Source organism: Moorena sp. SIO3E8 (assembly GCF_010692445.1).
GTDB classification, from domain to species: domain Bacteria; phylum Cyanobacteriota; class Cyanobacteriia; order Cyanobacteriales; family Coleofasciculaceae; genus Moorena; species Moorena bouillonii.
On the sequence record NZ_JAAHHM010000020.1, the window covers coordinates 57,013 to 71,800 of the forward strand.

A 14,788-nucleotide genomic window follows, 5' to 3' on the forward strand; every position below is an offset into this window, starting at 1 on the left:
AAGCATAAAAAACCAGATTATGCCTGTTTAATAGCAATCATTTCGGCACAATCTGAGTAATTTGACGCTAGTAACATTCCATGAGTTGCCAACCACTTGCCAGATCAAAAATTGTCACATTAGCCCAAGGGGGTGGGGTGACAGCTTAACCGCCTGTGGAGTTTAGTAGGAGAGTGCTCAGGGTGACCCTAAAGCTAGAATTGCTGGGTATAGCGCTACGGGCAAGTAAGAAGTCAGAAGTCAGAAGTCAGAAGTAAGCTATAACACAGTTACCCACTGACCTACTGAGGCAGTAATCAATCAGTAAACTGCTTATTAATCCAGCGGCGGTAAATTTTTTGAATTGCTTTGAGTACTTTTTGACTACTCGACTGCTGAGATGGACTGCTGGGGTCGAGTAACTGCAAGCGATTCAGAAGTTTGGCTTCTTCTGTGTCTACCAGCCCATCGCTATAAATTAAGGCACTGAGGGCTTCAACCAAGCGCTGATAGTCTTCTGGACTAGGGCGATCGCCTAAATACTCTTCCACCCAACTGTAGCATTCATCTGCTGACACAGCTTTGAGTTCATACAGTAACGGTTTAATCTCTGGGTCGTCAGCAACTCCATATTCCTTGGCGACTTTATACAGATATTCCCGTTCCTCTGCTTGAACTTTACCGTCTATCCAGGCGGCACCGATTAAAATTTTGAGCAACTGTTTGACACTAGAATTTGTAACCATGACTTTATCTCTCCAGTAGGGGGGAACCGAACCAATACAGCACTTGTTGCCAATCAACCTTGAATCATCAACAGCTTGCCACGATTAGGGGAAAAGGGAAAGTGGAAAGGGAAGAGGGGGAAGAGTGGGCAGATTGGGGAGACGGGGGAGAACTTTGTCAAAAAACCGGGTTTGTTAAAACTAACTTAGTTAGACCCCTTAATCTAGGTAATAAACCTCATTTATTTAAAGCAAATTTTTTTGTACAGAAGTGTTAACCGCTAGTATGTTACGTTTAATTTTAATTAACTAAGTTAGTTCTTCCTTACACACTTCTTTCTGTTAATGGAAATCGATACTGATTACTTAATTCAAGGGTATGCTCAAGGCTATTTCCTGATGGCAGATGATACTGGTAATTTAGGCTGGTACTCAAGCCGCGAACGTGCTATAATTCCTCTGGATGAGCGGTTTCGCTATCCTAAATCTCTGCGTCGTGTCCTAAATCAGGAACGATTTAGTGTCAGCATTAACCGAGACTTTTTAGGGGTAATGACTGGTTGTGCTGACCGTGAAACTACTTGGATTTCTCCAGAACTAAAAGAGATTTATTGGCAATTTTATAAGGCTGGATGGGCCTACAGTTTTGAAACTTGGCAGGGAAATCAGCTGGCAGGAGGAATTTTGGGCATTGTAATTGGTGGAGCGTTCATTGGTGAATCGATGTTTTATCGGATTCCGGAGGGCTCAAAGGTGGCGATGGTTAAGTTGGTAGAACGGTTGCGCCATCGCAACTTTTTGCTGTTTGATGCTCAGATGATGAATTCTCACCTAGAACGGTTTGGTGCATGTACGGTCAATGAGCAAGAGTATAGTCTGCTGTTACAGAAGGCAATAGCACAAACCTGTTCGTTTGATGAACCTATCTAACTGAGCTAGGGCTTACTTGGTCCACACAGCCAAACCTCCTCCCCGACCTCTAGCAGCAATGCAACGGTTTTCTACTAAAAAGTAGGTGAAGAATGCTTGTTCTTTCAAGGGTTGCTCATAGAACCTAGTTTCCCGGTCTTGTCCACCTTTAATATAGCCTTGATACAGTGTTAGACTAGATAACGATATCCTGATTTGACTAAAGTCGAAAGCTAAGATATTGGTCTTAGGATAAAACTTCGTAGGACCGGTGAGAACTATCTGAATCGGTCCGAGTTGAACAGCATTTTGAACCGTTCCTTGGTCTTGAGAAGACTCTGATCGGGAGTAGGATAGGTTAATCTTGATCCACTTTGGCAGAAATCGTCCGCTACCCAAAATCACCCCTGCTCGTTGGCGCGATCGCTTTGTCCCAGTAATAAACCCTAGTCGCCAAGTCCCGATCAGTTGTGAATAGCCATGGCTGACTTTGGTTCGTTTAGCTGTTGTCTCTGCCTGAAGTAGTGCCTCGAGATACTCTTAAACCGTCATTAATCGGGACAATCCGGTATAAAACAGTCAAGGTGCAATTTATTGTTGCCTGAGGGAGGAGTGGTCATCAGCAATTGGAGTCAAGCCTGCCACCCATCTGTCTAGGCGTTCCTGGCATCTCGACCAGGAGTTTCTTAAAAGCCTTAGTTTTGTTATGCTTACAATCAAGCCAGCCAAGCTCGATTGCATCAAGCAGACTAAGTCCCATACCTTTCAAGAAACGCGCGGTACGACGCAATAATACTGCCTGCACCTCGGTTTTACTCATATACCGGGCGATTTCGTGATCCGTACCTCTATCAAGGACATTTTTGGCAGCATTGTGGTCAGCCTGCAACACGACCCCATTAAATCTGGTAAAACTGTCCCCGCTTCTTTTGCCCAATAGGGTTCCGGTCACGGAGTCAATTTGCGACGTGTAACTAGGCTGCACTTCTGTAACAACCGATCCAGTCCAATTAGCCCATTTTTGCAAAGAGTCCCGCATTACTCCTTTCATCCAATTATTAAGTTTGCGGGATATCGCTAATGACTGACGTTTGTTTTTAATCGGCTGTGTTAAATCTTCTGCAAATACTTTTAAAGATTCTCCCTTAAAAAGGGACTTGGAAGCGGCTCCTATAATCGCCTTTATCTCTGATTGATTTTTTCGGTATCGGCGATTTTCCGTTTTTCTGGTCAGGTTATTTTCGAGTATTCGAGCCGATTTAGCTGGGTCGATTTTTTTTAACTTCCTGTGAAGCGCCCAAAGTCTTCCTCTGTTGCGGTTTTTAGAGCAGATTCTGTCGGACTTCTTGGTTGTTACTCTACCTAGATTTTTGCCGTGTGCCTGACCATCTGAGTCATAGAAAGCCTCCGTGTATCCCTTGTCTACTCCGATGCTCCGACGTTCAGATGGAATTTCTACGGTTCCATGGTCTACTAAAAAATGAATCTCAAATCTTTGGAAAGTTTGACTGTAGATTAATCTAATCTGCCCACTTATTTTGCGATTAGATTTGACGATTATCTTGTTTCTTTTTCCTCTTATTAATCCAGCTAACTCTAACTGATAAGTGTTGCGAGAGAGCCTTCTGCACTTATAGCCTACTTTTTGATAGACTATCTGGTTCTTGACCCAGGAATGCCCCCGCTGAAACTCCTTTCTAATGAGTCTGTGAAGAAGTGGATTATCAAGAATTGCTAAAGTTTTAACCTGTTGGCAAAGTTCTTTTCTGGTCTTTTGGTTTTCAATTCCTTGAAACCTCTTGTAGATTTTCTTAATCACCGCATCAATACAGGCTGCTTGCTGAGCTGTAATGGCTTTTGCTACATCATTGATAGTCCAATCCATTAACTTAGCAGGCAGCCCCAGGGTGTCGGGAGTCCTGAAGCTTTTTACTTTGGGGATAGCCTTTTTCCAGTCCAGTCCCCAATGGTTAATGCTCCCCAGCTTGTTGTAAGACTCAGCCCTAACGACGCCTAGTTTTTTCATTGTAGACAACAACTCAAGTTCGACCGACTTACTCATCCCCACCACGGGGACAATTTGAGTCGATAGTTTTTTGGGATAGCCCACTTTTTTTGACATCCTCAACTGGTGTGTCTTCTTTTCGGATTATACTCTAGCGCTAGCAAAATGTCAATGTCGGTTTTGTACAGTTAAATACCGTTTTATACCTATTTATTGGGGTTTAGTTGCGAGACTACAGCTTCAGAGGTCGGGCGTGTAACCGATGGGCTTGTTAAAAACTCAATCGCTTGATCTAAAGCTGTATCCATTGTTAACAAATGCGTTCGCCAAGTGTGGCGCTACTGGTTCAATGCCATGTCTTTAGAATCTATTACTTAGAATCTATTCCTTTCTGATCGCCGATCGCTCCTAGTATATCCTAAGGAAGCAGTGAATTAACATAATTCTCTTCAATGGTCAAGTTGAGTTTCCTCAAGGTCTTACGAGAGCGGTTCAATATTTCCCGGTTAGCCATTAAGTATTCCCGAGTAACCATCAGTTTTTGGATCGCAATGGTTGTGGCTGGGCTTTTGGCGTTCAGTTCCCTTAAGTATGCCCTATTCCCTGATATTACCTTTCCGGTGGTGGTGGTCAATGCTCAAGTGCCATTGGAGACTGCCGTGGAAACGGAGCAGAAACTGACTCGACCGATTGAGGAAAGGCTTTTCCCTTTGGCAGGACTCGATCAGATGGTTTCTTCAACCTACCCTGGTCGAACGGTGGTTACCCTCTATTTCGATGTCGGAACCAATCTCAACTCCTCTTCAATGGAGGTTGAAAAGACACTGTGGCAAATTGCTATTCCTGAAGGTGCAACCTTTGAGGTCATTCCCTTCAATTTGAACGAATCCTCTGCGGTTAGCTACACCATCAAGAGTGATACTAAAGACCTGAAGGAATTAGCTGACATTGCTAAGACTAGTATCTTACCAGAGATTGCTCAACTTCCAGGAGTTCTGAAAGTCAATTTGTTGGGAGGGGGGGAAACTACGTTTACAGCTCTCAATTCTGGCTCAGAGTTGACCAAACAAGCACCAGAAATTATTAAGGAGGAACAGCAGCGAGATAATCCCGAATCTCCCATACCCATTACCCCGACTCGGATTCGCTTCAATGGACAGGAAGCTTTGGCTTTTCAGGTGATCAAAGGGGGTGATGCTAACACCTTAGATGTGGTTAGTCGGGTAGAGGAAGCGGTGCAAAGGCTACAAGCCAGTTTGCCAGAGGTGCAGTTAGTCTTAGCAGTCACTCAAGCTAACTATATCCGGGAAGCGACTCAATCTACTATTGATGGTTTACTACTGGCAATTGTTCTGGCAGTGTTGGTAATTTTTACTTTCTTGCGCAACTGGCGTGCGACCCTAATTACTGCCTTGGCAATTCCAATTTCCCTGCTGGGAACGGCTATTGTGATGGCTATCTATGGGTTCAATCTCGAAACCATTACTCTACTAGCTTTGGCTCTGGTAATTGGGATTATCATTGATGATGCCATTGTAGAAGTCGAGAACATTTCTCGGCACCTGGAGGCTGGGGAGTCTCCTCGACAAGCTGCTCTTTCTGCTACTAATGAAATTGGTCTGACGGTTTCTGCTTCTACTTTGACCATTGTGGCGGTATTTCTACCGGTTGGTTTAATGGGTGGTAACTTAGGACAGTTCTTTAAACCCTTTGGTCTGACGGTTTCGGCAGCAGTTCTTACCTCTTTGTTGGTTGCTCGAACCTTGTGCCCAGTTCTTGCGGTTTATTGGCTTAAACCTAGGCAGGGGAAAAGGGAACAGGGAACAGTAAACAGGGAAAAATTATCGAGAGTAGTTTTCGACTCTTGGTTGAGGTCTCATCCCAAGTACCGTGATTTGCTGCGCTGGTCCCTGGGGCATCGGAAATTTGTAGTGGGATTAGCGGTATTGAGCTTTGTGGCTGGAATTTCTCTGATTCCCCTAATTCCTCAGGGGTTTATTCCTACCCTAGACCGAGGGGAATTTATGATTACCTATATGGCACCGTTGCCTCAGATGCCTAGTGCCTCTCAGTTTGGTGATTTAATTAATAAGATTCTGAATTTGGGAGGGTTTGATTCTAACAGTGAAGAGTCAAAGCCATTAATTAAATTAGATACTAATTCAGATACTAATTCAGATACTAATTCAGATACTAATTCAGATACTAACAAGCAGCTAAAACCAAAACTATCAAAGTCAGGGTTTAATGGTCTATTTCCGATTAAAAAAGGGATGAAATTGGTACTGAAGCAATCTGAGCAGGTGGCTAAGCAGTTGGAAGAGGCGGTGCTGGCTTTCCCTGAAGTGGAATCGGTATATACGGTTGTGGGGGTACAGGGTGAGCCGAACAAAGGTAACCTTCAGGTCAAACTTAAAGGTAATCGCCAATATACTACTGCTCAGGTTCAGGAAAAAATGCGGGCTGCTTTGCCGAAGATTTCTGGTGTAACGAATAGTGTTGAAGATATTCAGTTTATCGAACTACCTACTCAAAAACCAGTTCAAGTTGCTTTATTGGGTGATGATTTAGAGGTGTTAGGCAATACTGCTGCGGATCTCAAAACTCGGATTGAGACATTACCAGGATTAGTGGATGTAGACGCAACAGGTCAGAATAATCGAGGCAATACGATTACTGAGATTGAGCATGTTAATGGTCAGCGAGGGGTTTATGTTCGTGCTAGCCTTAACCAGGGTCAAAGGTTGGGAGATGCGACTGAGGAGGTGGTAAAGGTTGCCAAAATGGTTTTACCGGATGGTGTGAGGTTAGAACTGTGGGGGGATTCGGCTCTGAGTAGTCATGTGCTGGGCAGTTTTGCTGGCACCTTGACCTTGTCTGTTACCTGTATGCTGCTAGTGCTGATTTTGCCTTTTGGTCGATTGTTAGAACCGATGGTGGTGGGCTTCTCGTTGCCCTTATCTATTCTCGGAGCAATGCTGGCACTTCTGATCACCCAGAGTGATTTTGGCATGATTTCCCTGATTGGTCTCATTTTTTTGCTGGGACTACTTGACAAAAATGCGCTTTTGCTGATGGATTATGTTAACCAACTTCGCCGAGCTGGTTTAAATCGCACTGAGGCAATTCTGGAAACAGGAGTGGTGCGTTTGCGACCGATTATAATGACTACTGCTTCGACTATTTTGGGAATGTTGCCCTTGGCATTGGGATTTGGCGCAGGAGCAGAATTGCGACAACCGATGGCTGTGGCAATTATTGGTGGATTGCTTACGTCTACGTTGTTGAGTTTGATTGTTGTACCAGTATTGTATACTCTGCTGGAAGATTGCTGGGTAGGATTATTTTCTGGTAAGAAGTACGGAATTGGGAAAGAGAGGGGCTAAACCAATGGCAATCAAAGCTTTCGTCACTGGAGGAACAGGATTTATCGGTGCTCATGTTGTGCGATCGCTACTTGAAGCAGGATACTCCGTGCGAGCTCTGGTGCGCCCTACTAGCCAACTCGATAACCTCCAGGGTCTAGATATAGAAGTCGTTATCGGTGACTTGAACGATCCAGGCTTGTGCCAACTGATGCAGGGATGTCAGGTATTATTTCATGTCGCTGCCCATTATTCCCTGTGGCAAGCGGATCGAGATTTACTCTATCGTAACAATGTCCAGGGAACCCGTAATGTGCTACAAAGTGCTGGTAAAGCTGGGATTGAACGCACTGTTTACACCAGTTCAGTAGCGGCTATTGGTGTGGGTAAACCTGGGGAAATTGTGGATGAAACCCATCAGAGTCCTGTAGAGAAATTGGTGGGTGACTATAAAAAATCTAAGTTTTTTGCTGAACGTGAAGCGATCAAGGCAGCTGAATCTGGTCAAGATGTGGTGATTGTTAATCCTAGCGCTCCCATTGGTCCGATGGATATTAAGCCAACTCCTACCGGAGAAATTATTGTGCGCTTCCTACAGCAGAAAATGCCATTTTATTTGGATACAGGATTAAATTTTATTGATGTGCGGGATGTGGCTCAGGGTCACCTGTTGGCGTTGGACCGGGGGAAAAAAGGCGATCGCTATATTTTAGGTAACCAAAATCTATCCTTCAAATCGTTATTGGAGCAACTTGCGGAAATTACTGGATTGAGTGCGCCTCAAAAAACTGTTCCGGTCTGGCTAGCGCTGAGTATGGCTTGGATTGATGAGTGCGTGTTGACTGCTTTCGGGAAAACCCCTTCTATTCCGCTCAATGGGGTGCGGATGGCACAACACCCGATGTATTACGATTGCTCGAAAGCAGTTAGAGAGTTAGGGTTACCCCAATCTTCCATTAGGAAAGCGCTCAAGGATGCTGTTGATTGGTTTAGCTAAGGGAACAGGGAACAGCGGATCTGGGAACAGGGAGCAGGCAAGAGGCAAGAGGCAAGAGGCAAGAGGGAAAAAACCTGTCTACCTCATTAGGCTAGAAAGCGCTATAGTCGGACAAAATTAGGTTTAACTGTCGAGATAGGGAACAGGGAATAGATAGACTTCTGGCAGCTTTAAAAAAGTTAATACAGTTCCGTTTATTTATGTCTAGGTACTTACCACTGGCTCCAGTAAATAGGGAAACCGACAACTGCAGGGAAGTCTAGGATTTTAAGCAATTCACCAACAGTATTATTAATACCAAGTTGCGGTCAAACGTACAACTTTCTCTTCCGCCTATCTCCCTATCTCCCTATCTCCCTATCTCCCTATCTCCCTATCTCCCTATCTCCCTATCCAACCAATCTACTCTCTTTGAATGCAACTCGGTATAATTTATCGGCGAGGCTGATCATAGTTCAAGCTGTGGGGTAATCAGGATTACCCTCCATGATTAGCGTTAATTATATGGTGTGAGGACAATTATGGCTATTCAAATACAACAAGCTCTTGATGTCGGAAAGTATATTGTGACCCAGCGTCTTTTGGGTCGTAAACGCTTTCCCCTGGTGCTGATGTTGGAACCTCTGTTCCGCTGTAATCTAGCTTGTTCCGGTTGTGGCAAAATCCAGCATCCTACGGAAATACTCAAGCGCCAGCTAACTCCTGAAGAGTGCTTTGCTGCGGTGAAAGAGTGTGGTGTTCCGGTGGTTTCTATTCCGGGGGGAGAACCTCTGCTTCATCCACAAATTGACGACATTGTCAAGGGGTTGGTGGCATGGCGAAAGTATGTCTATCTCTGTACCAATGGGTTGTTGTTAGAGAAGTCTCTGGATAAGTTCCAACCTTCCCCTTACCTGACTTTCAGCGTTCACTTGGATGGCTTACGGGAACGGCATGATCAGTGTGTGGACCGTCAGGGGGTATTTGATAAGGTAGTGCAGGCAATTCGAGCCGCTAAAGCTAGGGGATTTCGTGTGACTACTAACACGACGGTGTTTGAAGGAACTGATCCTAAGGAAATGCAGGAGTTCTTTGATTTCCTGGCCATGTTGGGTATTGATGGCATGATGGTTTCTCCTGGATATAGTTATGAATGGGCACCCGATCAGGAGCATTTCCTGAAGCGGGAACAGACTAAGGCGATGTTCCGGGAAATTTTAGCGCCTTTCAAGGCTGGGAAGAAAAGCTGGAATTTTAACCATAATCCTTTATTTTTGGATTTCCTGATGGGGGAGAAAGATTACGAGTGTACCCCTTGGGGAAGTCCTAGTTACAGTGTTTTGGGGTGGCAAAAGCCTTGCTATTTGTTAAATGAAGGGCATTATTCCACGTTTAAGGAATTGCTGGAGGAAACGAATTGGGATCAGTATGGTCGCGCTAGTGGTAATCCTAAGTGTGCCGATTGTATGGTCCATTGTGGGTATGAGCCGACGGCGGCTATGGATGCGTTTCAGCCCCAGAATATGGTTCGTGCTATGGGTAGTGTGTTAGGAGGAGTGTGAACCTGACCAATTTCCCAGACCATAAAGCTGGCGCTACTTCCTAGCTCTGAGTAGTGATGGATTGCTAAGCCTGGCAGGATAGACAAGGTCAACTTGAGCACAATACACACAATACAATCAATGCGATCGCATTTATCTGAGCTTTCTGATTCTTGATCAAATAGACCTTGAAATCAACTTCAAGGTCATTATTTGATTGGGAATTAATTCGTTTTTGTAAAACCTCATTATCTGCTTCCCCTTGTCTAATCACAAAAATTCAATTAAAATTTAAATCCTAATAAATTCCAAGAATTTAGGAGCCAGATAAATAGCCATGCCGCTAGCATACTCAAAAAATAATACCCTCGTCTAATCCAAGACCAGTTTTTGTCTCTCCAAGCCAGTAAAGCAATAATCGATACTATAGTAGTCAAGCCTGTGGTCACAATCGGTAGATAAAGTAACACAATTATAACAGGGGGCATTCCGAAGAAAAATTCCCAGAAATCTATTGTACTAATAGCTATCCCCATTCCCATCAAAAAGCATAAATTAAACAGACTAATAAGACCAATACTCAACTCCACCAGACGAGTATGTCGTGAAACTAGAGATAAGGTTTTATTTTTGCGGCTAACTAATGGTCTAATTAGCCAAACTAAACATCCCCATAGGAAGATGGTCACAGAAAATCCTGCCAGTCCAAGCTGTAAAACAGGAGCTTCGTACCAGGGTAACTTTTCATAGGTTAAATGGACATGACTACTCATAGACATACCAGTAATTTTACCCTGACTATCTGGCCGAAAATTTATATACATATTGCTATCACTAGCGCGAAATAGGAGTGGCTCGACTTCCTCCCATGTACTTCTTCCTGGAAATATAGTTAACGTGTGGTCTTTATTAGTTTGAATAATCAACAATTTTCCCCATTCCAGCAAAACCATGGCTAGTTTAACTAGGGAGTTTCGAGGATATCTAATGAAGCGATAACCGCCCTTTATTTGTTTATATTGCTGTTCATATTGCTGGTTATACTGCTGGTTACTATTAGGTTCAATTATAGGTTTATTAATTGTTTCAGTAGGTGACGAAATGCTTTCCTGTACAGGATAATAACGATCTAAAAACTGTTCAACCAAGTCGTCTCGCAAATTTTCATTAAGAGTGTTACGGTTATAAGCAATATAGAAACCTAACTTTTGTTCTGGGATTAAAAATAGCAGATTAGTATACCCTGACATGCTACCGCCATGCTCAATTATCCGTTGATTATTCACAAAGCGCTCAAAAAAACCATAAGTAGATCCTGCCACTTGAGGAAGGTTGGGAAAATTAGTATAGTGTTGGCGGTGCATCTCTTTTACTGTAGTGTCATTCAGGATACGCTCTGTACCATAACGACCTCCCTGTAAATGAGCAATCATAAAGTGAGCCATGTCTTCAGCAGTAGTACTTAACGCTGTAGTAGGAACACTTTTATTACAGGTAAAGGGTTGCTTTATATAATTGCCATTTTTGTACTGATATCCCACAGCTAAATCAGCAGCCAGCTCAGACGGTAATGGTTGCTGAAAACTACTTTGACTCATATTCAAAGGTTGTAGGATAGCTTGGTCAATATAGTCACTGAAAGGAATTCCACCAACTACTTCGACTAAGTAACCTGCTAATGCTAATCCCACATCACTATAAACATATAATTCACCTGGTGGTCGCACTCGCTCTGGTAAATTTTCTGTGAGAAATTTTTCTAAGGATGGCAGCTGAGACTGGCAAAGAGTGGCTCCGCCAATCGCCCAAGCTACATCAAATCCATGAGTATGAGTTAAGAGATGATCAACTGTGATTGGCTTAAATTTATTAGTCTTGATTTGAACATCCTTAAGATATTGGTTAATATCTTCATCTAGCTTAAGCTTACCTTGCTCAACTAGTTGCATTACTGCTGTAGAGGTAACTAGTTTAGATACAGAGCCTACACGAAACAGAGTTTTGTTAGGAATAACCGGTATCTTCTCCTCAAGGTTGGCATAGCCGTAGCCTTTCGAGAAAATAATCTTGTCATCTTTTACTAAGGTAAATACCGCTCCAGGAATATTATTTTCTGTCATTTGATTGACAAAAAAATTGTCACTAAATTCTTCTATATCCTGGAATTTAGTTAGTTTGACATGAGAATCATCGGTTGTAGATACCATCGGCAAATACCGGTTAGATACACTCAAGGATTCCTCAGCAAATACGGGAAGTACAGAAACACTAAGAATTAATAGAGCTAAACTTAGTGATTGAATCAGTTTTAATAATTTATTTACTGTTTTTTTCACTAGTTTTAGATTTGGTAAATTTTTGATCAAAGGGAACAGGGAATCGGGAATCGGTAATCGGGAATCGGGAATCGGGAATCGGGAATCGGTAATCGGTAATCGGTAATCGGTAATCGGGAATCGGGAATCGGGAATCGGGAATCGGGAATCGGGAATCGGGAATCGGGAATCGGGAATCGGGAATCGGTAATCGGGAATCGGGAATCGGGAATCGGTAATCGGGAATAGTAAAGCTAAATCTGTTACCTCTTGCCTATTACCTGTCCCTAATTCAACAGTCAACCAACATTAAACCTTCAACCAACCTTAAACCTTCAACCAACATTAAACCTTCAACCAACATTAAACCTTCAACCAACATTCAACCTTCAACCAACATTCAACCTTCAACCAACATTCAACCTTCAACCAACATTCAACCTTCAACAACATCCCAACAAAGCGGTGGGCTAATCATACCTTTTTCACTATATTTTGAACGCACTAAAAAGTTATAAACACGCAAATGGTAGTCATAGGTATAAGCCCGATTCGGTTCATAAACTCCAACATCAATAAAATACTTACCACTGTTTAAATCTAAGCGGGATAGATGGAGTTGGATTTTTCCTTTACCTTTAATACCTGGTACTGATACTCCCATGGTAGTTGTGTTAGTCTCAAGACAAACTTGACCATCTTCAGTACTAATCAGGACACTAAAAATTAGTCCATCAATTGCTTGAGGTGAAAAGTACTCAATGTCAATGGCTAAGGAATCACCACTATTAATCTCTAAGCTAGGTAACAGCAACACATCGGTAATTTCTACTTCTAGAGAGCCAAAGCGGTTTTGATTCATTCGCAGTTGTACACCAGACCTAGTCACTTGGGAGGATCCGTTGGGAGTGCGTTGCTGGGTTTGCGATCGCATTTGATTGACATACTGTGCTACTACCACTTTTGGCTCACCGTAAGCCATGATTTGTCCTTGTTGTAGCCACAAAGCGCGATCGCAAAGTTGCTCAATTTGTTCGCTACTGTGAGAAATTAGGACAATAGCACAGCCAGACTCTTTCAACTGCGCAATTCGTTCCAAGCACTTAGCCTGAAATCTCAAATCCCCAACGGACAGAAACTCATCAACTAGCATCACATCTGGGTCTGTGTGTACAGCCACCGAAAACGCCAGCCGCATCTGCATCCCTGTACTATAAGTGCGCACTGGATTATCGATAAACGGCTCAAGTTCAGCAAACGTCACGATTTTATCAAACCGTCGCCCCATCTCTTCACGAGTAAGACCTGCTACCACACCACTAACAAAAGCGTTTTCTCGCCCAGTCAAATCTGGATGGAAACCAGCTCCCAAATCCAGCAGCGCTCCAATGGAGCCATTAACTGTAACCTTCCCTTTATCCGGTTTTCCAACCCCACCAATCAAGCGCAACAGGGTTGATTTACCAGCCCCATTGTGACCGAGAATCCCCAGCATCTGGCCTGGGGAAACGGTGAACGTAATATTCTGCAACGCCCAAAACCTTTCCGCTGCCATAATATGCCGAAAACCCGACAGCGCCGCCTCCATAATGGTAAACGGTCGGTCAGGATGATAGTTGTTAAAGCGTTTACCGAGTCCTTTAACAATAATTGCATCAACCATCTATAATTCCTCCACAAAGCGATCGCTCTGCCACCGGAAAATTTGAAGACCGATAGGTAAACATACTGACGTGACCAAAGCCATAACTAGTAGAGCTAGCCAATCCGGTGCTGTGCCTTTAATTAGTACAGTGCGATAGGCATTAACCAGATGCACCATCGGGTTAAGGTAATACAAAAACTGATAATTTTTCGGCACATTAGTAATATCATAAAAAATCGGTGTCACATAAAAAAGCAGCTGTAAAAGTACACCGATAGTATGCTGGGTGTCGCGAAACGTTACATTAAAACCAGCTAATAGATAGGCTAAACTAATGGTAACGGCAAACTGGAGAGCTTGTAGGATTGGTAACAGTATAACTACTGGCTGTAGTTGAACACCATCGATTAATAAAAAGATAACTAATACTGGCAGGGCTAAAATAAAGTGAATCAGACCTGTGGTTACCGTCACCACCGGTAAGATAGCGTTTGGAAAACCCGGTTGTCGGATCAGGGGGCGATTATGAATAATCACTCCAGTTGCTTGAAAAAGAGAACTGTTAAACCATGTCCATACCAACAAACCAGAAAATGCAAATGAAGTATATTGAGGAATATCAACCGACAATACAAAACTGAAAACAAAGGTAAAAACAGCTAACTGAAGTAGTGGATTAAGCAGCATCCAAGCTACTCCTAAAGCTGACCGTTTGTAGAGTAGCTTCATCTCCCGATTAACTAGCTCTCGTAGCAAATCATAAAGATAATAAAACCGCCACTTAAACAACGGTTTAATTTGGGATTTTCGATTTTTTATTGAAGACATTGGAGTAATATAGCATTTTAATTTGAGATGTAAAACTAGAATTGATATAAATCGGGAATCGGGAATCGGGAATCGGGAATCGGGAATCGGGAATCGGGAATTGGGAATCGGGAATTGGGAATCGGGAATCGGGAATCGGGAATAGTAGGAAATAGAGCCGATTATTTTGTGATATTTATTATAGCAAGTCTTATACCCATGAGGTACAAATCTCTGGTTTTTAGGGACTTCGGAGCAGGGAGCAGGGAGCAGGGAAGAATGAAGAGGGAAGAGGGAAGAGGGAAGAGGGAAGAGGGAAGAGGGAAAAAATAATGTGTACCTCATAGCTATGAGAAACGCTATAAAATGCTGCTATAGCCCTAATTTTTATAGTTTAATCAAGCATTAAATCAAAAGAAATTAAGGCTTTATTTACCAGAATTTTGAAAATTTTTTTGTTATTAATAAGATAATATTTAATACTTTTATAAACTAAAATTTTAAGTATTTTACTGAGATTA

General features: G+C 42.9%; 11 protein-coding genes. 4 read left to right on the plus strand and 7 right to left on the minus strand.

The features are described 5' to 3' along the window. Positions 1-296: 296 nt before the first annotated feature. Positions 297-725: a TerB family tellurite resistance protein gene (locus F6K46_RS10905; protein ID WP_075906050.1), complete on the minus strand. Its 429-nt coding sequence runs from the start codon at positions 723-725 to the stop codon at positions 297-299. Between the two features lie 324 nt (positions 726-1,049). Between F6K46_RS10905 and aat the strand changes: the two genes are divergently transcribed. Next, positions 1,050-1,634: a leucyl/phenylalanyl-tRNA--protein transferase gene (aat, locus tag F6K46_RS10910; RefSeq protein WP_075899377.1), complete on the plus strand. Its 585-nt coding sequence runs from the start codon at positions 1,050-1,052 to the stop codon at positions 1,632-1,634. 12 nt (positions 1,635-1,646) lie between these two features. Here the strand turns inward: aat and F6K46_RS10915 are convergent, their stop codons facing one another. Together F6K46_RS10915 and F6K46_RS10920 are read right to left on the minus strand one after the other, a co-directional pair. After that, complete coding sequence (locus F6K46_RS10915) at positions 1,647-2,012, minus strand: hypothetical protein (RefSeq protein WP_293056061.1); 366 nt, start codon at positions 2,010-2,012, stop codon at positions 1,647-1,649. Positions 2,013-2,232: 220 nt separating this feature from the next. Further along, positions 2,233-3,735: a zinc ribbon domain-containing protein gene (locus tag F6K46_RS10920; protein ID WP_293056067.1), complete on the minus strand. Its 1,503-nt coding sequence runs from the start codon at positions 3,733-3,735 to the stop codon at positions 2,233-2,235. Positions 3,736-4,070: 335 nt separating this feature from the next. Between F6K46_RS10920 and F6K46_RS10925 the strand changes: the two genes are divergently transcribed. Further along, complete coding sequence (locus F6K46_RS10925; protein ID WP_293056073.1) at positions 4,071-7,004, plus strand: efflux RND transporter permease subunit; 2,934 nt, start codon at positions 4,071-4,073, stop codon at positions 7,002-7,004. 4 nt (positions 7,005-7,008) lie between these two features. Then, complete coding sequence (gene hpnA / locus F6K46_RS10930) at positions 7,009-7,980, plus strand: hopanoid-associated sugar epimerase (protein ID WP_293056076.1); 972 nt, start codon at positions 7,009-7,011, stop codon at positions 7,978-7,980. A 91-nt stretch (positions 7,981-8,071) separates the two neighbouring features. On the opposite strand, the gene F6K46_RS10935 is transcribed toward hpnA, so the two are convergent. Next, positions 8,072-8,227: a hypothetical protein gene (locus F6K46_RS10935; RefSeq protein ID WP_293056081.1), complete on the minus strand. Its 156-nt coding sequence runs from the start codon at positions 8,225-8,227 to the stop codon at positions 8,072-8,074. A gap of 274 nt (positions 8,228-8,501) precedes the next feature. On the opposite strand from F6K46_RS10935, the gene hpnH reads away from it, so the two are divergent. Then, entirely contained in the window at positions 8,502-9,521 is a 1,020-nt protein-coding gene (gene hpnH, locus F6K46_RS10940; protein ID WP_293056084.1) for an adenosyl-hopene transferase HpnH, read from the plus strand. A 263-nt stretch (positions 9,522-9,784) separates the two neighbouring features. Here hpnH and F6K46_RS10945 read toward each other — a convergent pair whose 3' ends face one another. From F6K46_RS10945 to F6K46_RS10955, 3 genes are all read right to left on the minus strand, one after another. Next, on the minus strand, positions 9,785-12,118 hold the full coding sequence (locus tag F6K46_RS10945; RefSeq protein ID WP_293056090.1) for a serine hydrolase domain-containing protein: 2,334 nt from the start codon (positions 12,116-12,118) through the stop codon (positions 9,785-9,787). A 133-nt stretch (positions 12,119-12,251) separates the two neighbouring features. Beyond that, positions 12,252-13,478: an ABC transporter ATP-binding protein gene (locus F6K46_RS10950; RefSeq protein ID WP_293056095.1), complete on the minus strand. Its 1,227-nt coding sequence runs from the start codon at positions 13,476-13,478 to the stop codon at positions 12,252-12,254. Beyond that, entirely contained in the window at positions 13,479-14,612 is a 1,134-nt protein-coding gene (locus tag F6K46_RS10955; RefSeq protein ID WP_293056097.1) for an ABC transporter permease, read from the minus strand. Positions 14,613-14,788: the final 176 nt, after the last annotated feature.

What these genes read in the sequence shown, in the direction of transcription:
- F6K46_RS10905 (WP_075906050.1), bottom strand. Translation starts at nt 725, where the DNA reads ATGGTTACAAATTCTAGTGTCAAACAGTTGCTCAAAATTTTAATCGGT.
- aat (WP_075899377.1), top strand. Translation starts at nt 1,050, where the DNA reads ATGGAAATCGATACTGATTACTTAATTCAAGGGTATGCTCAAGGCTAT.
- F6K46_RS10920 (WP_293056067.1), bottom strand. Translation starts at nt 3,735, where the DNA reads ATGTCAAAAAAAGTGGGCTATCCCAAAAAACTATCGACTCAAATTGTC.
- F6K46_RS10925 (WP_293056073.1), top strand. Translation starts at nt 4,071, where the DNA reads ATGGTCAAGTTGAGTTTCCTCAAGGTCTTACGAGAGCGGTTCAATATT.
- hpnA (WP_293056076.1), top strand. Translation starts at nt 7,009, where the DNA reads ATGGCAATCAAAGCTTTCGTCACTGGAGGAACAGGATTTATCGGTGCT.
- hpnH (WP_293056084.1), top strand. Translation starts at nt 8,502, where the DNA reads ATGGCTATTCAAATACAACAAGCTCTTGATGTCGGAAAGTATATTGTG.
- F6K46_RS10950 (WP_293056095.1), bottom strand. Translation starts at nt 13,478, where the DNA reads ATGGTTGATGCAATTATTGTTAAAGGACTCGGTAAACGCTTTAACAAC.
- F6K46_RS10955 (WP_293056097.1), bottom strand. Translation starts at nt 14,612, where the DNA reads ATGAGGTACACATTATTTTTTCCCTCTTCCCTCTTCCCTCTTCCCTCT.